General features: G+C 68.3%; 22 protein-coding genes, 1 tRNA gene and 1 pseudogene. 13 read left to right on the top strand and 11 right to left on the bottom strand.

The window, feature by feature from the left end:
* The first annotated feature begins 64 nt into the window (after positions 1-64).
* Positions 65-1111, top strand: coding sequence for an NAD(P)-dependent alcohol dehydrogenase (locus tag MO1_RS12540; protein WP_060916201.1), 1047 nt, complete (start codon positions 65-67; stop codon positions 1109-1111).
* A 110-nt stretch (positions 1112-1221) separates the two neighbouring features.
* The gene (locus tag MO1_RS12535; RefSeq protein ID WP_036311560.1) at positions 1222-1566 is read left to right on the top strand and encodes a hypothetical protein; all 345 of its coding nucleotides are present in this window, start codon (positions 1222-1224) and stop codon (positions 1564-1566) included.
* Between the two features lie 55 nt (positions 1567-1621).
* Here the strand turns inward: MO1_RS12535 and MO1_RS14540 are convergent.
* The 3 genes and pseudogenes from MO1_RS14540 to nhaA all read right to left on the bottom strand — a co-directional run.
* Positions 1622-1907: pseudogene (locus tag MO1_RS14540) on the bottom strand (SDR family NAD(P)-dependent oxidoreductase); the annotation flags it as partial.
* An 86-nt stretch (positions 1908-1993) separates the two neighbouring features.
* Entirely contained in the window at positions 1994-2494 is a 501-nt protein-coding gene (locus tag MO1_RS12525) for a hypothetical protein (RefSeq protein ID WP_236081029.1), read from the bottom strand.
* 83 nt (positions 2495-2577) lie between these two features.
* Positions 2578-3939 carry a Na+/H+ antiporter NhaA gene (gene nhaA / locus MO1_RS12520; protein ID WP_060916199.1) on the bottom strand — a complete coding sequence of 454 codons (1362 nt, stop codon included), beginning with the start codon at positions 3937-3939 and terminating at the stop codon, positions 2578-2580.
* A gap of 202 nt (positions 3940-4141) precedes the next feature.
* Between nhaA and MO1_RS12515 the strand changes: the two genes are divergently transcribed.
* From MO1_RS12515 to MO1_RS12505, 3 genes are read left to right on the top strand one after another with little or no spacing between them, the layout of a single operon-like run.
* On the top strand, positions 4142-4885 hold the full coding sequence (locus tag MO1_RS12515; RefSeq protein ID WP_060916198.1) for a hypothetical protein: 744 nt from the start codon (positions 4142-4144) through the stop codon (positions 4883-4885).
* The gene (locus tag MO1_RS12510; protein WP_036311564.1) at positions 4863-5276 is read left to right on the top strand and encodes a phage holin family protein; all 414 of its coding nucleotides are present in this window, start codon (positions 4863-4865) and stop codon (positions 5274-5276) included. The genes MO1_RS12515 and MO1_RS12510 overlap by 23 nt, the downstream gene beginning before the upstream one ends.
* Positions 5273-5836, top strand: a complete 564-nt coding sequence (locus MO1_RS12505; RefSeq protein WP_036311566.1) for a DUF3618 domain-containing protein — start codon at positions 5273-5275, stop codon at positions 5834-5836. The genes MO1_RS12510 and MO1_RS12505 overlap by 4 nt, the downstream gene beginning before the upstream one ends.
* Positions 5837-5917: 81 nt before the next feature.
* Here MO1_RS12505 and zapE read toward each other — a convergent pair whose 3' ends face one another.
* Positions 5918-6928 (bottom strand): cell division protein ZapE, encoded by a 1011-nt coding sequence (gene zapE, locus MO1_RS12500; RefSeq protein ID WP_235186112.1) that lies wholly within the window; start codon positions 6926-6928, stop codon positions 5918-5920.
* Between the two features lie 44 nt (positions 6929-6972).
* A complete protein-coding gene (locus MO1_RS12495) occupies positions 6973-7317 on the bottom strand; it encodes a DUF7882 family protein (protein ID WP_036311568.1) in 345 nt (114 codons plus the stop codon).
* 176 nt (positions 7318-7493) lie between these two features.
* Between MO1_RS12495 and MO1_RS12490 the strand changes: the two genes are divergently transcribed.
* Positions 7494-8195: a TetR/AcrR family transcriptional regulator C-terminal domain-containing protein gene (locus MO1_RS12490; RefSeq protein ID WP_036311569.1), complete on the top strand. Its 702-nt coding sequence runs from the start codon at positions 7494-7496 to the stop codon at positions 8193-8195.
* A 60-nt stretch (positions 8196-8255) separates the two neighbouring features.
* Here MO1_RS12490 and MO1_RS12485 read toward each other — a convergent pair whose 3' ends face one another.
* The gene (locus MO1_RS12485) at positions 8256-8735 is read right to left on the bottom strand and encodes a GNAT family N-acetyltransferase (RefSeq protein WP_136362389.1); all 480 of its coding nucleotides are present in this window, start codon (positions 8733-8735) and stop codon (positions 8256-8258) included.
* Between the two features lie 20 nt (positions 8736-8755).
* Positions 8756-9106, bottom strand: a complete 351-nt coding sequence (locus tag MO1_RS12480) for an ArsR/SmtB family transcription factor (protein WP_370670647.1) — start codon at positions 9104-9106, stop codon at positions 8756-8758.
* A 244-nt stretch (positions 9107-9350) separates the two neighbouring features.
* Between MO1_RS12480 and MO1_RS12475 the strand changes: the two genes are divergently transcribed.
* The 4 genes from MO1_RS12475 (at position 9351) to MO1_RS12460 (ending at position 12994) form a co-directional block, all read left to right on the top strand.
* The gene (locus MO1_RS12475) at positions 9351-10067 is read left to right on the top strand and encodes an aquaporin (RefSeq protein WP_370670648.1); all 717 of its coding nucleotides are present in this window, start codon (positions 9351-9353) and stop codon (positions 10065-10067) included.
* Between the two features lie 8 nt (positions 10068-10075).
* Positions 10076-10480, top strand: a complete 405-nt coding sequence (locus MO1_RS12470; protein WP_036311579.1) for an arsenate reductase ArsC — start codon at positions 10076-10078, stop codon at positions 10478-10480.
* 154 nt (positions 10481-10634) lie between these two features.
* The gene (locus MO1_RS12465; protein ID WP_060916236.1) at positions 10635-10961 is read left to right on the top strand and encodes a DUF7882 family protein; all 327 of its coding nucleotides are present in this window, start codon (positions 10635-10637) and stop codon (positions 10959-10961) included.
* A 185-nt stretch (positions 10962-11146) separates the two neighbouring features.
* A complete protein-coding gene (locus MO1_RS12460) occupies positions 11147-12994 on the top strand; it encodes an alpha/beta hydrolase family protein (RefSeq protein WP_236081028.1) in 1848 nt (615 codons plus the stop codon).
* Between the two features lie 258 nt (positions 12995-13252).
* Here MO1_RS12460 and MO1_RS12455 read toward each other — a convergent pair.
* The 3 genes from MO1_RS12455 to MO1_RS12445 form a co-directional block, all read right to left on the bottom strand.
* Positions 13253-13326 (bottom strand) — tRNA-Gly (locus MO1_RS12455).
* A 64-nt stretch (positions 13327-13390) separates the two neighbouring features.
* The gene (locus MO1_RS12450) at positions 13391-13687 is read right to left on the bottom strand and encodes a hypothetical protein (RefSeq protein WP_036311580.1); all 297 of its coding nucleotides are present in this window, start codon (positions 13685-13687) and stop codon (positions 13391-13393) included.
* A gap of 28 nt (positions 13688-13715) precedes the next feature.
* Positions 13716-14888 (bottom strand): MFS transporter, encoded by a 1173-nt coding sequence (locus MO1_RS12445; protein WP_082724419.1) that lies wholly within the window; start codon positions 14886-14888, stop codon positions 13716-13718.
* Positions 14889-14957: 69 nt separating this feature from the next.
* Between MO1_RS12445 and MO1_RS12440 the strand changes: the two genes are divergently transcribed.
* A complete protein-coding gene (locus MO1_RS12440; RefSeq protein WP_060916194.1) occupies positions 14958-15842 on the top strand; it encodes a LysR family transcriptional regulator in 885 nt (294 codons plus the stop codon).
* Positions 15843-15882: 40 nt separating this feature from the next.
* The gene (locus MO1_RS12435; protein ID WP_060916193.1) at positions 15883-16920 is read left to right on the top strand and encodes a zinc-dependent alcohol dehydrogenase family protein; all 1038 of its coding nucleotides are present in this window, start codon (positions 15883-15885) and stop codon (positions 16918-16920) included.
* A 6-nt stretch (positions 16921-16926) separates the two neighbouring features.
* Here MO1_RS12435 and MO1_RS12430 read toward each other — a convergent pair whose 3' ends face one another.
* On the bottom strand, positions 16927-17520 hold the full coding sequence (locus MO1_RS12430; protein ID WP_060916192.1) for a TetR/AcrR family transcriptional regulator: 594 nt from the start codon (positions 17518-17520) through the stop codon (positions 16927-16929).
* Between the two features lie 60 nt (positions 17521-17580).
* On the opposite strand from MO1_RS12430, the gene MO1_RS12425 reads away from it, so the two are divergent.
* Positions 17581-19602 (top strand): beta-galactosidase, encoded by a 2022-nt coding sequence (locus MO1_RS12425; RefSeq protein ID WP_060916191.1) that lies wholly within the window; start codon positions 17581-17583, stop codon positions 19600-19602.
* Positions 19603-19608 lie beyond the last annotated feature (6 nt).

Raw genomic sequence — 19608 nt, 5'->3', positions numbered from 1 at the left:
TAGCGTCGTTCTCGACGGATGCGTCGACCCGCGGCATCCGTCTATCGATCAGCAAGGAGACCACATGCCTACCGTCGCCGCTTTCGCCGCACCATCCTCGTCCGATCCACTTCTTCGCACGACGATCGAACGTCGCGAGACCGGGCCCCACGACGTCCTCATCGCGATCCGCTATGCCGGCATCTGCCACTCCGACATCCACTTGGTCCGAGGCGACTGGGGTCCGGTGACCTACCCGCAGGTCGTCGGTCACGAGATCGCCGGCGAGGTCGTCGAGGTCGGCTCCGAGGTGACCGACTTCGCTGTCGGCGACCGCGTCGGTGTCGGCTGCATGGTGAACTCGTGCCGCGAGTGCGAGAACTGCCTCGCCGGCATGGAGAACTACTGCCTGAAGGGCAACACTCAGACCTACGGCTCGATCGACCGCGACGGCACCGTCACGCAGGGCGGCTACTCGACGCACGTCGTCGTCGACAAGGACTTCGTGCTCCGCATCCCCGAAGGGATCCCTTACGAGTCGGTCGCACCGCTCCTCTGCGCAGGCATCACCACCTACTCGCCGCTCGCGCACTGGAAGGTCGGTCCCGGCTCGAAGGTCGCCGTCGTCGGCATGGGCGGGCTCGGCCACCTGGCCGTCAAGATCGCCGCTGCGATGGGCGCCGAGGTGACGGTCCTCTCGCAGAGCCTCTCGAAGCAGGAGGACGGAAAGCGCTTCGGTGCCACGCACTACTTCGCCACGAGTGATGAGTCGACGTTCGACACCCTCGCCAACACGTTCGACCTCATCGTCAACACGGTCAGCGCACCGCTGAAGCTCGACTCGTACCTGCGCCTCTTGCGCCTCGACGGCACGATGGTCAACGTCGGGGCCCCGCCCGAGCCGCTTCCGCTCCGCGTCTTCACGCTGTTCGGCAACCGCCGGTCGTTCGCCGGGTCGAGCATCGGATCGATCGCTGAGACGCAGGAGATGCTCGACTTCTGCGCCGAGCACGGCATCGTCCCCGAGACCGAGCTGATCGGCGTCAACGAGGTCAACGACGCCTATGAGCGCGTGTTGCGCTCCGACGTGCGATACCGGTTCGTCATCGACATCGAGACGCTGCGCGACTGAGTCCGGATACCCGGCGGAACGAGGTCGGCGGGGGGTGTTACCCTCACGACAGCGCATGACATCGTTCCGCCGGGTCCATCGGCATCGTCTCGCGCGAGAAGGACGAACACATGCCGTACCGCAGCCGCACCACTCTGCAGACGTGGCTCGACGACTTCACCGCCGCTCGCGAAGACGGCGACCTGATCAAGGTCGTCATCCAGGACGATTCCTGGGGCGATGACGGCGGGCTCGTCGTCGTGCCACTGCGGAACGCATCGACGACGGTCTACGTCCGGCCGCCCATGGGCGAGGACGTTCGCTGGCGCGTCGTGTTCGAACCGCAGCTCGACGAGGTCGCCCTCTCGGCTGAGGAGACCAGCGCGCTCGTGGCCGAGCTCGCGACCGCCGCCGACCTGTGCGGGTACCTCGAGGTCCGTTCGGTTGCTCACATCGAAGCGGCGCCCTCAGCCTGATCCGCCCGCAGGCTCCGCCCCGGACGACGATCGTCGTCGGGGCGAAGCGCCGGCGTCAGTGAGCGGAGTATCCACCGTCGACGAGGTGGTAGCTGCCCGAGATGAACGACGCGTCGTCGCTGAGCAGGAACCGCGTGAGCGCGGCGCCCTCGGCATCCGTCCCGAGGCGCCCGGCCGCGTGCTCCTTCTCGAGGGCGGACAGCGCCTCACCCGAGAGGCTCGCACGGACGAGCGGGGTGTCGATGAAGCCGGGGCCGACCGCGTTCGTGCGAACGCCCTGCGCCGCGTACTCGAGGGGCTGCGACCTTGGTCAGCCCGACGAGGGCGTGCTTGCTGTCGACGCCGTGACTCTCGCGGCCGACGCCATGCACACGAATACAACGGTTGCCCGGCGATAGCATTCCTGCTCAGCGCGGCACGGTGGACGTCAGAGGTACTGGTCGCGCGCGGCCCGCCGGATCGAGTGTTCGCGGATGTCGTCCCAGTCCAGCACGACGACGCCGTGCTGGCCCACGGGGTCCGCGCAACGGTCGAGCAGGCGCTCCGTCAGCGCCGGGACGTCTCCGCACTCGCTGACGTCCAGGAACGTGACCTCGACGTCCCGCGCGTTGTCGCGCTCCAGCTCTGCGTGGACACGCGCACCCAGCGCGGATGCGACCCGGTCGAACGCCAGCGCATGTCTTGGCGCGAGAATCACCGCGAAGACGACCTGTCGCACCCCGACATGCCGCTTCGTTTCGACAGCCGCCAAGGTCGCGAGCGCACGGAGGCGATCCTTGCCGGTCCCGCGGGAGTAGTCGCGCAGATCGGCGAAGGCGAGGACCGCGCGCGGGCGGATCACCTCCTCGCCGTCGATGGGTCGGCGGGCGGTGATGCCGCGGGCGACAGCGGTATCCGTGTCGCCGAGTGTCAATGCGGGGTGTTCCATCACTGGCTTTCGTTCGAAGGGAACGGTCGAGCAACCGCTGCCGACCAGACTTCCCGGCTCGCCATTCTCGTGCGCAGGCGAGGTTACCCCTCGTGCCGCGATGTGGGCGCAGGCGCATCCTGATAGATGTCGGGCGTGCCGTCGGCATCCTCGTCTACGGTCTCCTCCGCTGCGATCTGGCGGTAACGGCGGTTGCGAGCGATGAGGATGCCGGACGCGATCAGCGCCGCGAGCAAGGACGCGATCATGATGGCGATCTTCGCGTCGTCACCCTCGGTCGAGCCGGCGGGGAAGCTGAGCTCGGCGATCAACAGCGAGACGGTGAAGCCGATGCCGGCCAGCAGGGCCACTCCGAGCAGGTCGACCCACCGCAGCTCCGGGTGCAGCCGGATCTTCGTCACCAGGGTCAGCGTGCGGACGGCCAGGAGGATGCCGATCGGCTTTCCGAGCACGAGTCCCGCGACGATGCCGGTTGCGACCGGGTCGGTCGCTGCGCGAAGGATGCCGTCGGTGCCGCCCACGGCGACTCCGGCGGCGAAGAAGGCGAACACGGGCACGGCGAAGCCGGCCGACAGCGGGCGGAAGCGGTGCTCGAACTCATGGGCGAGGTCCGCTGCGCGGGGGCCGTCGGTCGCGCCGCGGGCCGCTTTCACGGGGATAGTGAAGGCCAGGGCGACGCCCGCGATGGTCGCGTGTACGCCCGACGCGTGCAGGAACGCCCAGGCGACGAGGCCGATCGGCAGGAGCACCAGCCACGCCGCGAGCGAATGTCCGGCGAACAGAGACCGGTAGCGCTGCGCGATGACGCCGTAGACCGCGACCACGCCGACGGCGACGACGAGAGGAACGACGGCAATGTCCTCGGTGTAGAACACGGCGATGATGCCGATCGCGATCAGGTCGTCCACCACGGCGAGGGTGAGCAGGAAGATGCGGAGCGGGCTCGGCAGGTGCGAACCCACGAGAGCGAGGACGGCGACGGCGAACGCGATGTCGGTCGCCGTGGGGATCGCCCACCCCTGAGCGAGTCCGTCCTGCCCGCGCACCACGGCGACGTAGATCAGGGCCGGCACGGCCACGCCGCCGATCGCCGCCGTCACCGGGACGACCGCGGTGCTGAACCGCCGCAGATCACCGACGACGAGCTCGCGTTTGAGTTCGAGCCCCACGAGGAAGAAGAAGATCGCCAGCAGGCCGTCGGCCGCCCACGCGCCCAGGGAGAGCTCGAGATGCCACGGTTCGTAACCGACACGGAAGTCGCGCAGGGCGAAATAGCTGTCGGATGCCGGTGCGTTCGCCCACACGATGGCTGCGACGGCGGCGATCACGAGCAGCACTCCTCCGACGGCCTCTTTGCGGAGGATCTCGGACACACGGGCGGCTTCGGTGTAGCCGCGCCAGCGTGGCGCGCGCAGGTCGGTGCGGTCAGTGCTCGGCGTGTTCACGGGCTGGTCCTCCGGAAGGGTCGACAGACAGAAATGTCGACCAGACTTCCCGACGCGCCGGTCCCATCTTACGCGGGCCGATCCTGATAGACGGTCTCGCGTTTACCCGTCATCGGGGCCGCGCGCAACCCCCGTCTCGCGACACCACAACCGGTCGCACAGTTGCGCTCCCAGGACACGAGTCCTCAGCAAAGGAGCAACCATGTCAGTCGGAAATGGACCCGCCGGTACCGGTGGAGCCGAGGCAGACTCGGGCACGACCGAGACCGTGAAGCAGGAGGCATCCGCGGTCACGGGGACCGCAACCGATGCCGCGAAGGATGTCGCGCACACCGCGAAGGACGAAGCGGCATCCGTCGCGACCGAGGCGAAGACGCAACTCAAGGATCTCTACTCGCAGAGTCGGTCGGAGCTGTCCGGCCAGGCGGCGCAGCAGCAGGAGCGTGTCGCGAGCGGGTTGAAATCCGTGGGCGAGGAACTCGGGTCCATGGCCCGGAACTCCGAGGGCGGCGGCGTCGCGACCGACCTCGTGCAGCAGCTCTCCACGCGCCTCGCCGACGCCGCGACGTGGCTCGGCGACCGCGACCCCGCGGCGCTTCTCGACGAGGTGAAGCGGTTCGCGCGGCGCCGCCCCGTCGCGTTCATCGCCGGTGCCGCAGTCGTGGGCATCGTCGCCGGACGCCTCGTCCGGGCCATGGCGTCTCACGACGACGCTGGCACCGCGACCGCGGGCCGCTCGATCACGCCGACTCCGGCGGGCGCGGGCGTGCCGGCATCCGCTTCTGCGACACCTGTGGGCGGAGACGAGCCGTCGTACCTCGACCCGATCGCGACCAACCCGACCGCTGGACTGCCGTCGTCGAGCACACCGCTCTACGACGAGTCGGCGGGCGCCCTCCGCGGCACTGAAGGGCGGGACACGGATGAGCGACGCGACTCCTTCTGAGCAGAAAGCCACCACCACCTCGCTCGGCGACCTCCTCGGTGAAGTGACGCGGGACCTTTCGACGCTGATGCGTCAGGAGATCACGCTGGCCAAGGCTGAGCTGAAGGAGTCGGCCACGACCTCGGCCAAGGGTGCCGGCATGCTCGGCGGCGCCGGGTACGCGGCATCCATGGTCGTCCTCTTCCTGTCCCTCGCTCTCTGGGCCGCGCTCGCGACCCTGGTCGGCTGGGGCTGGTCGGGGGTCATCGTGGCGGTCCTGTGGGCGATCATCGCGGCCGTCTTGTACGTGACCGGACGCAAGCAACTGAAGAACGTGCAGGGAGCCCCGCAGACCGTGGAGACGCTCCAAGAGATTCCCGAGACATTCAAGAGAAACGAGGAGAACCGATGAGTGATTCACCTGACGCCATACGTGCCGACATCGAGCGGACGCGTGCCGAACTCGGATTGGACGTCGACGCCCTGGCGGACAAGGTCAGCCCGTCGAAGATCGTCGACCGCCAGAAGAGCAAGATCACGGGCGCCGTCGGCTCGGTCCGCGACCGGATCATGGGCGCGGCCGATGGCGCCGGCTCGTCCGCGCACGACCTCGCCGGGTCGGCCTCCGGTGTCGCGCACGACGTGAAGGCGAAGGCCGAGGGTAATCCCCTCGCTGTCGGCCTCATCGCGTTCGGCGCCGGCCTTCTCGCCGCGTCGCTCATCCCTGCGTCGTCAAAGGAGAAGGAGCTCGCCCAGACCGCGAAGGAGCAGGCGCAGCCGCTCGTCGACGAGCTCGGCGAGGTGGCGAAGGATGCTGCGAGTCACCTCAAGGAGCCCGCGCAGGAGGCGGCCGGTGCGGTCAAGGATCGCGCCCAGGAAGCGGTCCAGACCGTCAAGGAGGACGGCGCCGACGCTGCGGGCACCGTCACCGATCGCGCTCAGGAAGCGCGGAGCACCATCAGCGAGAACTGACCGCGCTGACAGAAGGGGCGGGCCGCGGGTCCCGCCCCTTCTGCGTCAATGGATGCCGCAGAGTCGGGGACCGTCCGCGGATCAGGCTTTCGGGATGACGGGTTCGCCACTCACCGTCTCCAGGAGGCGCATCCGGCTGGACATGCGGGACGCATCGGGCCGCCGTGAGGCAGCCTCGAGGAACTCGTCGAGGTCGACGTGGGCATAGAAGTCGACGGGGACGTCCTCGGCCACCAGGACGTCGATCGCGTTGATGAATCGCTGCTGCGCCGGAGGATCGACGGCGTCGAAGCGAGGCACATCCGTTACGGTCCAGCTGCCGAAGTCGCGGGCCCATCGCAGGTATTCGATCGTCGATGTCGGGGTGCGGCAGAGCTGGTCGAACGTCACACTCAGCTGACCGTCGTCCGTCGACGTCGCTGGGAACACCCGGCCGTTGAGTGTGAGGCTGGACGGCGAAGCAGTGGTGCGCGGCGGTGTCCGAGTCGACCAGATGCCCGAGGCGAATCCTCGCGTGTGGTCGTCGGTGACCGTGCGGTAGTCGGTGGGTCCGCGAAGTGCCAGCACGTCCATGTTCGCCGTGATGAGGGCGATGCCGGGCTCGAAGATGTGGTGCCAGTCGGGGTCGGGGAGGAGGTCGTCGGGTGCGTAGTTGGAGGTCGCGAGCACGGTGACTTTCCGGGTGAAGGCGTGATCGAGCAGCCGGGTCAGAAGCCGCGCGTCGCCGGGATCGTGCACGTGCAACTCATCGAAGAAGAGGAGCCTGCTGTTCCCGATGGCATCCTCGATCGCCCGGTCCGCCGCGTCGGGCTCGCCCCGGTGCCGCTGGATGCTGCGGTGCAACTCGTGGAAGAACCCGTGGAAGTGGACGCGACTCTTCTCACGAAGGGGGAGAGCTGTGTAGACGGCATCCGCCAACCAGGACTTTCCCCGGCCGGACTCACCGTGGACGTAGACGCTGCGCGCCGCGCCGGCCGGCTCGGTGCCGAGCATGGACAGGCGATCGAGGACAGCGCGCTGAGCCGAATCGAGGGAGAACCCGTCGACGGATGCCGCCGCCTCGACCGCGCGGATGAGCTCGTCTTTCCCCATCACGGTCCCAGCGTGTCATGCGGTGGCGGCGAAGAGACCGGGGGTCAGCGGGGATCCGCGGCGGTCGCCGACCCCGCTCGACCTTCGGACGGTCGGTCCGCCGGCTCGGGGATCACTCGAAGACCTTCGGGAGAGTTTGCTGCCTTCATGAGTTGCTGCAGCCATGCCGGGTTCAGGGCGGCGGGGTAGCGGTCGTCGTAACGAACACTCCAGTTCGTCGCCGGGCTGATCCACCTCGACATTCGTCCGCTTCCGAAGCTGGCATCGATGACCCACGTGAACGAGAAGGGCTCCTGGCGGCGAAGCTTGGTCGCGATCACCGCGTCCAGGTGCGCCAGCGTGTGGTCGTCGAAGGTGATCGCGTCGGTTCCGATCGTGAGGCGCCCCATGCCGCCCTCTCGCTTTCCTCGTGTTTGAAGCTGCTGTGATTTCGAGCGAGACGGTGCTGCTGCGACCGCAGGTCCTCACGTCGACGGTCAAGTTTACGGTGTAAACACCGTCGCCGGAGCAGCTCGACCCCCACACATCTGCCGGGGCAGGGGAAGATCGAGGTGGAGGCCACCTCATGAAGAAGTCCGACACCACCACATCCCCGAAGTTGACTCGCGAGGCGATCATCGCGACGGCCCTGGCCACGCTGGACGAGTCCGGCCCGCAGGGACTGTCGATGCGCACCCTCGGGCTGCGGCTGGGCGTCGAGGCGATGGCCCTCTACAGATACGTGCATGGCAAGGAGGATCTGCTGGAGGGCGTCGTCAGCGCCCTGATGGCGGATCTCACCACCACGATGGAACGTGAAGCGGGACAGCACTGGCAGGCCTTCTTGCAGAATGTCGCGCACGCCGTCCGCGATGTGGCGATCGCACACCCCAAGGCGTTTCCCCTGATCGCGACACGCCACCCGGCGGCGCCGTGGCTCCGCCCACCGCTCCGAAGCGTGACCGTCGTCGACACATTCCTCCGTGCGCTGATCGCCCAAGGGTTCACGGATGTGCAGGCGGTCGGCGCCTATCGGACCTTCAGTAGCTTCCTCCTCGGTCAGCTGTTGCTGGAAACCACCGTCCGAGGGGCCCAGTTCGGCCCCGACGATGTTCCGCTCGATGAAGGCAACGCCTCCATCCCGAACGCGGATGGCCAGGAGACATTGGATGATGCGCCGGAGGTTCGTCGGCTCCGCGATCTGCTGAGCGAAGACCACAGCGAAGAGGAGTTCGAAATCGCCCTCGAACTCCTGCTCGACCGGTTGGATCGCGAACTCACCCAGTGAGTCGGCTCGGTGAGCCGCCCAGGTTGTCGCTCCCCGTGGCCGCGTGGGTTTCGACGCGATTCAGCTGAGGCGACGCTCGACGAGGACCGTGTCGCGCCAGGTACCCGCCCAGGGCCCATGAGTCATATAGGCGATGCGTTCGCGGTGGCCGATGCGGCGGAAGCCCGCTCGTTCATGCAGAGTCAGGCTCGCTGTGTTCTCGGGGAAGACGCTCGCTTGGATCGTCCATACCCCGGCCCGAACGGCCTCGCTCATGAAAGTGGAAAGCAGGGCGGTGCCGACGCCGCGGCCGTGAGCGCGATCGGCGACGTAGACGGAATGTTCCACGACGCCTCGGTAGACCTCTCGGGTCGATACGCGGGAAGCGGCGATCCAGCCGAGAACGGTACCCGTGGGGTCGGCTGCGACGAGCCGGCCGATGTGGAGCTTTCCTTCGTCGAAGTCATCCCAGGATGGGGGGTCGCTCTCGAACGTGGCGTTTCCTGCGGCGATGCCTTCGCGGTAGATCGATTCCACCTGGGGCCAGTCGTCCCCCCTCATGGCCCGGATGGTCGTGCCGGTCACGGGCGGAGAGTCTGGGATGCCGCGTCGAGGGTGTCGGCGACGACACGGTAGAAGGCCCACCGGCCGCGCTGCTCACGGGTGGCTAGTCCAGCATCGACGAGCTGCTTCATGTGATGAGAGACGGTCGGCTGCGACAAGCCCACCGGCTCGGTCAGGTCGCAGATGCAGGCCTCCCCGCCTTCGGAAGCAGCGATCAGTGAGAGCAGCCGAACGCGCGTGGGGTCGCCGAGCGCCTTGAACACCCGTGCCGAGTGCTCAGCGTCCTCGACCGAGATCAGACCGCCCATAACGGTGCCACAGCACGCCGCGCCGTCCCTCGGACGGAGAAGCGGGAGCTGTGGGGGCATGCCGTGATCCTCTCACGTCGTATTGACATCTGTCGATGCGACGGGGCATTCTCAATCCATCGAGTTTCGTCGATGCATAGGGGAGGCTCCGGTGGAGAACGTGTTGCCCGTGATCGTGATCGGTGCGGACGGCGCCTCTCGCAGCGGTGCGTGCTGCGCCCCGCCCCTGCAGGCCGGCCTCGCACCGGCATCCGTCTGAATCGTGGGCGCTCAACCGCTCCCGCCATCGTGGGCGCGACCACCGCTGATGCGCCGACTGCTGGCAGAGTTGCTCGGGACCGGGATGCTCGTCACCGTCGTCGTCGGTTCGGGGATCGCCGCTCAGCGACTCTCCCCGAACGATGTCGGCGTGCAACTGCTCGAGAACAGCTTCGCCACAGCGCTCGGCCTTGCCGCATTGATCCTCATGCTCGGCCCCGTGTCAGGAGCGCATTTCAACCCCGTCGTCTCCATCGTGGACTGGGCACTCAGCCGACGCGGGCCCGGCGCTCGCTCATCCGCCGACCTCGGCGCGTACATCGCGGCTCAGGTCACGGGCGGAATCGCCGGCGCCTTCCTGGCGGGCGTCATGTTCGACGTCGCCCCGGCGTTCTCGACCCACCAGCGAGCCACCCTCGGGCACCTCGTGGGAGAGGTTGTCGCCACCGCCGGACTCGTGCTGCTGATCTTTGCCCTCGCACGCACGACCACGGTGGCCGTCACCGCCGCCGCGGTCGGGGCCTACATCGGCGCCGCATACTGGTTCACCAGCTCGACATCGTTTGCGAACCCCGCCGTCACGATAGCTCGCGTCTTCACCGACACCTTCGCCGGAATCGCGCCGGCGTCCGTGATGCCGTTCATCGCGGCGCAACTCGTCGGTGCCGCAGCCGGACTCGCACTCCTTCTCGTCCTCTACCCGACGGCTCCCCGCATCATCGGTCGGGCCGTTGTTCCCCCTTCCCCCGACACCACTCAGTAGGAGCACCCATGACCGACACCACCAAGCCCGCCGTCCTCTTCGTCTGCGTGCACAACGCCGGACGATCGCAGATGGCCGCAGGCTACCTCCGGGCACTCGCCGGGGACCGCATCGATGTCTTCTCCGCCGGCAGTGAGCCGGGCAACGCTGTCAATCCCCAGGCCGTCACCGTCATGGCAGAGGAAGGTATCGACCTGGCCGATGCCGTCCCCCAGATCCTCACCACCGATGCTGTCCGCCACGCGGATGTCGTCATCACGATGGGATGCGGCGACGCATGCCCGATCTTCCCCGGCAAGCGCTACGAGGACTGGCAGCTCACCGACCCCGCCGGCCAGCCGGTCGACGTCGTCCGTGAGGTCCGCGACGATATTCGGAGTCGCGTCGAAGGATTGATCGCGAGTCTCGTCTGACAGACCGAATCCGAAGCACGTGAACGCGATGTGCGCCATCCCCTTGTCGACCAGTCACGGCCGGAGGAGTCTCAGCAGAGGGATGAGGTCCAGCGGATTCCGCATCGTCGGCTCTGCCGGTGTGTTCGCAGGACTCCCGGTCGGAGGGTCGACCATGGGTAGCTTTCGCTATGGCAACGCCGTGAGAACGGACATCGAGGACCGCGCGCTCGCTCACATGCAGATCGTGATCGGCAACAAGTTGAAGCGTGGTGAACCGTTCTTCTTCACTTGGCGCGACGACGCCTCCCTGGGAGACGGGCGGCACTCGGTGTGGATTCATCCCGCATCCGCCCTCGACTTCAAGTTCCACGGGAGCCGTGCCCCGAAGATCAACCATGCCTGGCTCGAGTCGCTATCGCGCACAGCCAACAGCGCTTCGGGACTTCACATGGTGTCCGAGCCGGCCGAATCCGTCGGGGCGGTGGTGAGCTACCTCTGACTCGCTCTCGCGGGAGAAATGACACGGTGCGCACCGTTCAGGCGTGCGGGTTCGGCGGTGCACACGTGTGCATTTCGCAGGGTGTCGGCCGTTGCGACCGTAGATTGGCGGTCGCGCAGCGGGAACGAGCCCACTGCAGAGGTCGGGCCCGATGAGGGGTCCGTGTGTGAAGGAGCACCCCCTAAATGACGCGACGAACTTTCCGACGCAACAGCTTCTGGCTGGCCTTGTCTCTGGTGTTGATGCTGGTTTCCAGCATCGGTGCCTCGCTCGTGCAGACCGTCGGTGGCAGCGTCGCCGTCGAGGACATGCGCTGGGAGGCCGCTTCGGGTCGCGAGATGAGTGCCCTGCTGTTCAAGCCGGCTGCCGTCTCTGCTGAAGACCCGCGCCCGGCGATCGTGGTCAGCCACGGTTGGTGGAACAACCGCGAGATGCAGGACGCCAACTACGTCGAGCTCGCCCGACGCGGCTACGTCGTGCTGTCGATCGACATGTACGGTCACGGCAACTCCGACCCGCTCCCCGCCGGCCAGGAGGCCGTCGGTGGAACCGGCATGTACGACGCGGTGAAGCTCATCGCCGACCTTCCCTATGTCGACCCGAGCCGGATCGGCGTGACCGGTCACTCGAACGGCGCACGTGCAGCGAACTTCTCGGTCGCGCTCGACAACCAGGCCGAGACTCCCCTCATCGCCTCTGTTCTGCTCGTCGACAACGACCCCGTCTACGTCGACGACGCGGGTGCATTCACGAACATCTACGGAAGCCGCGACACCGGAGTGATCCAGGCGCAGTATGACGAGTTCTTCTTCCGCAGCTACGACGCCGAGGGCAACGCGCTGACCCCGCCGCGCGAATACCTCTCCACTCCCAACGCCCAGTCGTTCCTGCACTTCGGGCAGGACCCGTCCGAAGCGACGGACGTGCGGGAGGCCGGCCAGGTCTACACCCAGGACGTCGACGGCGCCGACGCGATGCGCGTGGTCTGGTCTCTCCCGCAGACGCACCCATGGTCGACGATCTCGAGCACGGCCGTCGGGCACCTGGTCGACTTCTTCGACGAGTCGCTCGGCGCACCGAACCCGCTTGCGGCAGGCGACCAGAACTGGCAGCTCAAGGAAGTCCTCACGACGTTCGGTCTGATCGGCTTCGGCATCTTCCTCGTCGCGTTCACGCGCGCGCTGCTGGGGACCCGAGCCTTCGCGGGGGTGCGCGTCTCGGAGCCGATCGCGGCGGTGGCGAACACGCGCCGCGGTCTGGTCTGGTTCTGGGGAGGGCTGGTCGTCACGGCCGTCTTCTCGATCCTCAGCTACGTGCTGCTCAGCCAGGCCGAGTGGGCCGGAGCGATCGCGTTCGGTTCGGTGAACCTCATCGCCCCCGGTGTGCCGTGGTTCATCGGCATCTGGGCCGCGATCAACGGTGTCGCCGGTCTCGTCATCATGATCGTCTCGTACCTGCTGTTCGGTCGCCGCAGTGGTCAGGACCTGCGGGCCGTCGGTGTCCTCCCGGGCTGGCGGCGCTTCGGTCTCGGAGTGGCTCTCGCATTGACGACGACCGTCGCCGCATTCGGCATCGTCTTCGTGCTGGATTACTTCTTCAAGACCGACTTCCGGTTCTGGGTGATCGCCGTCAAGGCGTTCAACCCCGAGATGATCGGGTACTCCCTGATCGTCCTGCCGCTGTTCCTCGTCTACTTCATCGCGAACTCGGTGGCGATCAACTCGTTCAACCGCTTCACGCTGCGGGGACGCGAATGGGTGAACACCGCACTGCTCGCGCTGTTCAACTCGCTTGGACCAATCGTGCTGGTCGTCGCGCAGTACACGACGTTCTTCATCACCGGTGAGACGATCGACGGCTTCGGTGGCATCTTCAGCATCTGGCTGTTCCCGGTGGTCGTCATCCTGGCTGTCGCCGCGGTCATCAGCCGCAAGATCTATCGGGAGACCAACAACCCGTACATCGCCGGATTCCTCAACGCAGCGATCGTGACGATCATCAGCGTCACGAATTCGCTGGTGATGACGTACTGACGTGACTGGGGGTCGGCCCGCCGAAGCGGACCGACCCACGGTCGCCGAAGCTGCGGTAGCAGGCATCAGGGGCACCTCTCGCACCCGACTCGCTGCGGGGTGGCATTCTTCGGATGTCGAAGAGGCGAGGTTCGGCTAGCACGAGGCGGCCGGGTGCGGATCGCCTTCGTGCCGCAGAAAGGCCAGTCGCGTGAAACCCGCTTGGAAGTGAACGAGTGCCACTCGGATCGAAAAATGCACCCGCGCGAGAAGTGACAATGGAGGGGCTGACGGGAATCGAACCCGCGCTATCTGCTTGGGAAGCAGAAGTTCTGCCATTGAACTACAGCCCCATGCGCCCGGAGGCGCCACGCAAGCCTAGCAAGCTCGGGGAGTGCCCGCCCGGACGCGAGTCCGTCAGTCGTTCGACGACGGCCCGGGAGGTGCCTGCGGGGGAGTGGCCGGCGGCACCGGCGGCTGGCCGGGATACGGCGGTTGCGCACCTGGGCGTCCGGAGCCGGGGTACTGCGGTCCGGGTCGCGGAGCGAAGGTCATCCCGCTCTCCTGCATGGCCCGCAGCATCCCGTTCTTCACTGCGGTGCGCTGAATCACGTAGCCGACCCACAGTGCCAGGGCGAGAGTGCCCAGGTACAGGACCATCATCAGGATGATGATCCCGACGCCGAGCCCTGTGAAGTCTCCGTATCTGTCCATGCCTGGCACTGTAGCGAGGGCAACGCTTTTAGTCCCGCACCTTGACCGACACGACCGCCACCAGAGCCCCCGCCACGGCGACCAGTGCAGCGAGCGCGAACCACCCGCCCGCCGTCCAGGCCACCGCGCCGACCGTTCCCAGCACGCTCGAGCCGATGTAGTACGCGACGCTGTACAGCGCGACGGCGTGCTGACGCCCCGATCCGCCAGCGCGCGCGGTCGCGGCGTTCGCCGTCGCGTGCGCGAGGAACATCCCCGCCGTGATCAACAGAACGCCTAGCACGATGACGACCACGCTGTTCGCGAGCGTCACCGCCGCCCCGACTGTCATCGCGAGACCGCCGGCCACCAGCGGCATCCTGGTTCCGAAGCGTTGGACGAGGGCGCCCGACAGTCGCGAGGTCACGGTGCCCGACAGATACGTCAGGAACACCAGCGAGACGGCTGTCGAGCTCAGAAAGAACGGGGCGGCTTCGAGGCGGAACCCGAGGGCGTTGAACACCGCGACCATCGCGCCGACGACCAGCGCACCGATCGCATACAACGGCAGCGCCCTCACGTTCAGGGCCTGCCGCCCCAGGATCCGAAGGCTCCGCCGGAGCGGCACCGGTCGATGTTCCTCGGTCGCCGGCAGCAGCACCGCGAACACGATCGTCAGCGCTGCAGCGAGGATGCCGAGGAGTTCCAACGACCATCGCCACCCGACGAGCTCGCCCACCGGCGCAGCGACCAATCGGCCCGCGAGTCCGCCGACGCTCGTCGCCGCGACGTACGCCCCGGCCGCGACCCCCGCCCGCTGCGGGCCGGCGGCCTCGTGCAGATAGGCGACCGCCAGGGCGGGGATGCCGCCGAGCGCCGCTCCGAGCAGGAACCGCCCGACGAGCAGCCCCGCGAACCCCGGCAGCAGAGGCGACGCGATGGCGATGACCGCGGCGGCCACTGCGGCGACCTGCAGCATCCGTCGCCGACCGAAGCGGTCCGCTGCCAGCGCCCACGGCAGGATCGCGAGCGCGAGGCCGAGCGTTGCCGTCGAGACGACCCACGACGCGTCGGCGGCCGTCAGGTCGTAGGCGTCGGCGATGCCGGTCAGCAGCCCCTGCGGCGCGTAGAGCACGCCGAATGTCGCGATTCCCGTCGTCCACATCGCTGCGCCGAGTCGGCGCGGTGACGCGGTGAGGGGAGGGATGTCGACGGTGGTCACTCGCTCTACGGTAGGCATCCCTTAGATACAGATCTAATAGCAATCCGCGTACACCGATAGCATTCGCGCATGAGTCGCGATCGCCTGGCCGACCTCCTCCCGCATCTCCCTCTCCTCGACGCGCTCGGCGAAGACGAGCACGTCACGCGCGCGGCGGAGGCACTCGGGGTGCCGCAGCCGACCGTGAGCCGAGCCCTGCGGCAGCTCGAGTCGCGGCTGGGCGTGACCCTCGTGATCCCGGACGGTCGCGGCATCCGTCTCACCGAGGCCGCTCGACGGATGCTGCCCGCCGTCCGGGTCTCGCTCCGCGCGGCGCAGGACGCGCTCGACTCCCTCGACGGGTCGCGCTCGACCGTCGGCCTCGCCTTCCAGAACTCGCTCGGCGAGCACCTCGTCCCGCGGCTCGTCCGTCGGCTGCGCGAGGAGCGGCCGGACATCCGGATCGAGCTCTGGCAAGGGGCCCGCGACGCGTGCCTCGCCGAGCTGGACTCGGGTCGCACGGACCTCGCGATCGTGTCGGGTGCCGCGGCGACTCATCCCGCCCACCAGAGCGTGCATCTCTACGACGAACCGCTCGTCGTCGTCGTGCCCGCCGACCATCGACTGGCAACGGCGAAGAGGATCACACTCGCCGACGTGTTCGGCGAGACGCACGTCACCCTCAAGCCCGGCTATGGGCTGCGCCGGACCCTCGAGCAGCTGTTCGCCGCGGAGGGTGCGGCGCTCGACATCGCGTTCGAGGGCGATGACATCCGCACCCTGCACGGTCTCGTCGCCGCGGGCCTCGGGATCGCGGTCGGCCCCGAGGTGCCGCATCCGCTCGACGGCTGCGTGCAGCGCCCCATTGACGACCCGCGGGCGGCGCGAGACATGGGGGTCGTCTTCCGGCCGGGCGCGCGCCCGACGGTTCTCGACGACGTCATCGCCGTGCTCGTCGACCTGACCCGACCCTGACCCGCACGGAGGACCACCCACCGCCCGGCAGAATCGAGGCATGCGCGCGATGGTGATGGAACAGATCGCAGGACCCCTCGTCGTGACCGACGTGCCCGAACCGACCGCCCCCGACGGCGGCGCCGTCATCGAGGTGCACGCGACGGGCCTCTGCCGCAGCGACTGGCACGCCTGGGTGGGCCATGACGACATCGCGCTGCCGCACGTGCCGGGTCACGAGTTGGCGGGCATCGTCGTCCGGGTCGGCGCCGGCGTCGAGCACTGGGTGGTCGGTGATCGCGTGACGGTGCCGTTCGTTTGCGGATGCGGTCGGTGCGAGTGGTGCCTCAGCGGCAACGCGCAGGTATGCCCCGACCAGAAGCAGCCCGGGTTCACCCACTGGGGATCGTTCGCTGAGCGGGTCGCCATCCACGCCGCCGATCGCAACCTCGTCGCCGTCCCCGAGTCGATCTCGTTCGCCTCCGCCGCTGCGCTCGGATGCCGCTTCGCCACCGCCTATCGCGCGCTCACCGCGCGCGCCCGTCTGACAGCGGACGAGTGGGTCGTCATCGTCGGAGCCGGCGGCGTCGGGCTCAGTGCCGTCATGATCGCGACGGCGCTCGGCGCGAAGGTCGTCGCTGTCGATCGCTCGACCGCGGCGCTCGACGTCGCGCGATCGCTGGGCGCAGACGAGGTCATCGTCGCTGACGGCAGCGACGTGCCGGCCGCCGTCCACGCGCTCACCGGCGGTGGCGCGCACGTCGCCGTCGACGCCGTCGGCAGCGAGCAGACCTGCGCCGATGCGATCCACAGCCTCCGCCGCCGGGGTCGGCACGTGCAGGTCGGGCTGCTGCCCTCGGCATCCGGTCTCACGCCGGCACCGCTCGCGCGCGCCATCGCGTGGGAGCTCGACCTCCTCGGCAGCCACGGCATGGCGGCCGAGGACTATCCCGGGATGCTGCAGCTCATCGCCCGTGGCACGCTCCGTCCGCAGGACCTCATCGAGCGGACGGTGTCGCTCGAGCAGGCGGCCGAGCTCCTGCCGGTCATGGATTCGGCGTCGCCGGCCGGGATGACGATGATCGATCCGCGCCGCTGACCTCTGTCAGCGCCGGATCGGCTCGAGCAGCGCCTCGAGTGCGACGCGCATCGCGGCGACCGGATCGGTGCCGTCGGCGAGCCAGCGCACCTGGATCCCCTCCCACGTGCCGATGACGAGATCGGCGAGCATCGTCGCGTCGCGCGTCGTCGCCAGGCGACCGAGTGACCGGTCGTGCTCGATCGCATCGCGGTAGTCGGGGATCACCGACGCGTAGCGCTCCTGCAACCACGCGTGCGCCTCGTGGTCCGCGTGGGTTGCCTCCGCCTGCACGACCGTGAACATGCGGACGAGCTCGCGTCGACCGATGTTCCGCTCAACGATCGCGAGCACTGTCGGGATGAAGCCGTCACGAGCGGACCTGTCGAGGAAGTCCGTGTCAGCGGCATCCTCCTGCGAGAGGACCGCGGCGAGGAGTGACACCTTCGTGGGGAAGTGGTGCATGACGGTCGTCAGGCCGAGGTCGAGCTGTTTCGCGATCTGCCTGAGCGATCCCCCGCGGTAGCCGTGCGTGCCGAAGACGGCCGTCGCGGTCGTGATGATCTCACTGCGCCGGGCGGCGGACTTCGCGTAAGGTCCGCGGCCGGGTGCATCGGTCATAGACGAACACTAGAACACCTGAAACCGTGCACATGCACGCTTTTGAGCTACCGTGATCGGATGGAGAACTACCGCTGGGTCAAAGACGGCTCACAGAAGCCCGGGACGATGCGCTATGGCGCCGACTACAACCCGGAGCAGTGGCCGCGCGAGGTCTGGGACGACGACGTCCGGCTCATGCGCGAGGCGGGCGTCAACATCGTCTCGCTCGGCATCTTCTCGTGGGGACTCCTCGAACCGCGCCCCGGCGAGTGGGACTTCTCGTGGCTCGACGAGATCATCGACCTGCTGCACGCGAACGGCATCGACGTCGACCTCGCCACCGCGACGGCCTCGCCGCCCTCGTGGATGGCCCGGCGGCATCCCGAGATCCTGCCGCAAACCGTCGACGGCACGACCCTCTGGCCCGGTGCGCGCCAGCACTGGCGCCCGACATCGCCGATTTTCCGCGAGTACGCGCTCCGACTCGTCCGCGCGCTCGCCGAGCGCTACGGCGACCATCCCGCCGTCGTCGCGTGGCACATCTCGAACGAGCTCGGATGCCACAACCTCTACGACTACTCCGACGACGCCGCACGGTCGTTCCGCCTCTGGCTGCACGCCCGTTACGGCACGATCGACGCGCTGAACGACGCGTGGGGCACCGCGTTCTGGTCGCAGCACTACGAGGAGTGGGACGAGATCCTGCCGCCGCGAAGCGCACCGACGATCCGCAACCCCGGGCAGCAGCTCGACTTCGAGCGCTTCTCGTCGGATGCCGTCCGCGACCACCTCCGCGCCGAAGCCGCCGTGCTCGCCGACCTGACGCCCGAGATCCCACTGACGACGAACTTCATGGTCGCGCAGAACGTCCGCGACATCGACTACCCCTCCTGGGTGCCCGACGTCGACTTCGTCTCGAACGACCACTACCTGCGCCCCGGCGAGCACGGTCGAGACGACCTGTCGTTCTGGGCGAACCTCACGGGCAACATCGCCGGTGGCCTGCCGTGGTTCCTCATGGAGCACGCGACGAGCGCCGTGAACTGGCGCGAGGTGAATCCGCCCAAGCGTTCGGGTGAGCTCGTCCGCGATGCGTTGACCCACGTCGGGCACGGCGCCGACGCGGTCTGCTACTTCCAGTGGCGCCAGTCGCGCGCCGGCGGCGAGCGGTACCACTCCGGCATGGTCCCGCACGCGGGTGAGAACAGCCGCGTGTTCCGCGACGTCGTGGCGCTCGGCGGCGCGCTCCGCGACCTGTCGCCTGTCCACGGCTCGCGCCGCGAGAAGGCCCGCGTCGCGATCGTCTTCGACTACGAGTCGTGGTGGGTCAGCGGGCGCGACGCCCACCCGTCGGACTCACCCGCCTACGACGACGAGACCCTCGCCTGGTACCGCGCCCTGCTCGACCTGGGAATCCGCGCCGACGTCATCCCGGTGGGCGCGTCGTTCGACGACTACGAGGTGCTCGTCGCGCCGATGCTGCACGTCATGCCCGGCGCCCTGCGGTCCCGCCTCGAGGCGTATACGGATGCCGGTGGCCACCTCGTCACGACGTACTTCTCCGGCATCGTCGACGGCAACGACCGCGTCTGGCTCGGGGGATACCCCGGCGCGTTGCGCGATCTGCTCGGGGTCGTGGTCGAGGAGTTCGTGCCGCTGTTGCCCGCGGAGCGCATCGCCCTCGCCTCGGGAGCCGTGGCACACGGCTGGACCGAGCGGATCGTCCACGTCGGCGACGACGTCGAGGTGCTCGACACCTACGCCGACGGCGACCTCGCCGACGCGCCCGCCGTGACCCGGCGTCGCCTTGCGGCCGGTGGCAGTGCGACGTACGTCTCGGCCGACATCGGCCGCGACGGCGTCCGCGCGGTGCTCGCGGGCCTCGGGCTGGAGGCGCTTGCCGGTGACCCGCGGTCCGCCGGCGGCCGGCTCGATGTCATCGAGCGCGGGGATGCCGCCGCCCGGTACGTGTTCCTCTCGAACCGCACTGACGACGAGGTCGTGGCGCCGGTGGTCGGCGACGTGCTCGTCGGGGAGGCTGCGGCATCCGGTGTCGTCGTCCCGCCGCGCAGCGTCTCGGTCGTCCGCAGCGCGCGCTGACGGGCG

It is taken from the genome of Microbacterium oleivorans NBRC 103075 (assembly GCF_001552475.1).
Taxonomy (GTDB): domain Bacteria; phylum Actinomycetota; class Actinomycetes; order Actinomycetales; family Microbacteriaceae; genus Microbacterium; species Microbacterium oleivorans.
This window is presented reverse-complemented; position numbering and strand designations above follow the sequence as displayed.

Coding starts and splice junctions, on each gene's coding strand:
- MO1_RS12540 (WP_060916201.1), top strand. CDS start 65: ATGCCTACCGTCGCCGCTTTCGCCGCACCATCCTCGTCCGATCCACTT.
- MO1_RS12535 (WP_036311560.1), top strand. CDS start 1,222: ATGCCGTACCGCAGCCGCACCACTCTGCAGACGTGGCTCGACGACTTC.
- MO1_RS12525 (WP_236081029.1), bottom strand. CDS start 2,494: ATGGAACACCCCGCATTGACACTCGGCGACACGGATACCGCTGTCGCC.
- MO1_RS12515 (WP_060916198.1), top strand. CDS start 4,142: ATGTCAGTCGGAAATGGACCCGCCGGTACCGGTGGAGCCGAGGCAGAC.
- MO1_RS12510 (WP_036311564.1), top strand. CDS start 4,863: ATGAGCGACGCGACTCCTTCTGAGCAGAAAGCCACCACCACCTCGCTC.
- MO1_RS12505 (WP_036311566.1), top strand. CDS start 5,273: ATGAGTGATTCACCTGACGCCATACGTGCCGACATCGAGCGGACGCGT.
- zapE (WP_235186112.1), bottom strand. CDS start 6,928: ATGGGGAAAGACGAGCTCATCCGCGCGGTCGAGGCGGCGGCATCCGTC.
- MO1_RS12495 (WP_036311568.1), bottom strand. CDS start 7,317: ATGGGGCGCCTCACGATCGGAACCGACGCGATCACCTTCGACGACCAC.
- MO1_RS12490 (WP_036311569.1), top strand. CDS start 7,494: ATGAAGAAGTCCGACACCACCACATCCCCGAAGTTGACTCGCGAGGCG.
- MO1_RS12485 (WP_136362389.1), bottom strand. CDS start 8,735: ATGAGGGGGGACGACTGGCCCCAGGTGGAATCGATCTACCGCGAAGGC.
- MO1_RS12480 (WP_370670647.1), bottom strand. CDS start 9,106: ATGCCCCCACAGCTCCCGCTTCTCCGTCCGAGGGACGGCGCGGCGTGC.
- MO1_RS12470 (WP_036311579.1), top strand. CDS start 10,076: ATGACCGACACCACCAAGCCCGCCGTCCTCTTCGTCTGCGTGCACAAC.
- MO1_RS12465 (WP_060916236.1), top strand. CDS start 10,635: ATGGGTAGCTTTCGCTATGGCAACGCCGTGAGAACGGACATCGAGGAC.
- MO1_RS12460 (WP_236081028.1), top strand. CDS start 11,147: ATGACGCGACGAACTTTCCGACGCAACAGCTTCTGGCTGGCCTTGTCT.
- MO1_RS12450 (WP_036311580.1), bottom strand. CDS start 13,687: ATGGACAGATACGGAGACTTCACAGGGCTCGGCGTCGGGATCATCATC.
- MO1_RS12440 (WP_060916194.1), top strand. CDS start 14,958: ATGAGTCGCGATCGCCTGGCCGACCTCCTCCCGCATCTCCCTCTCCTC.
- MO1_RS12435 (WP_060916193.1), top strand. CDS start 15,883: ATGCGCGCGATGGTGATGGAACAGATCGCAGGACCCCTCGTCGTGACC.
- MO1_RS12430 (WP_060916192.1), bottom strand. CDS start 17,520: ATGACCGATGCACCCGGCCGCGGACCTTACGCGAAGTCCGCCGCCCGG.
- MO1_RS12425 (WP_060916191.1), top strand. CDS start 17,581: ATGGAGAACTACCGCTGGGTCAAAGACGGCTCACAGAAGCCCGGGACG.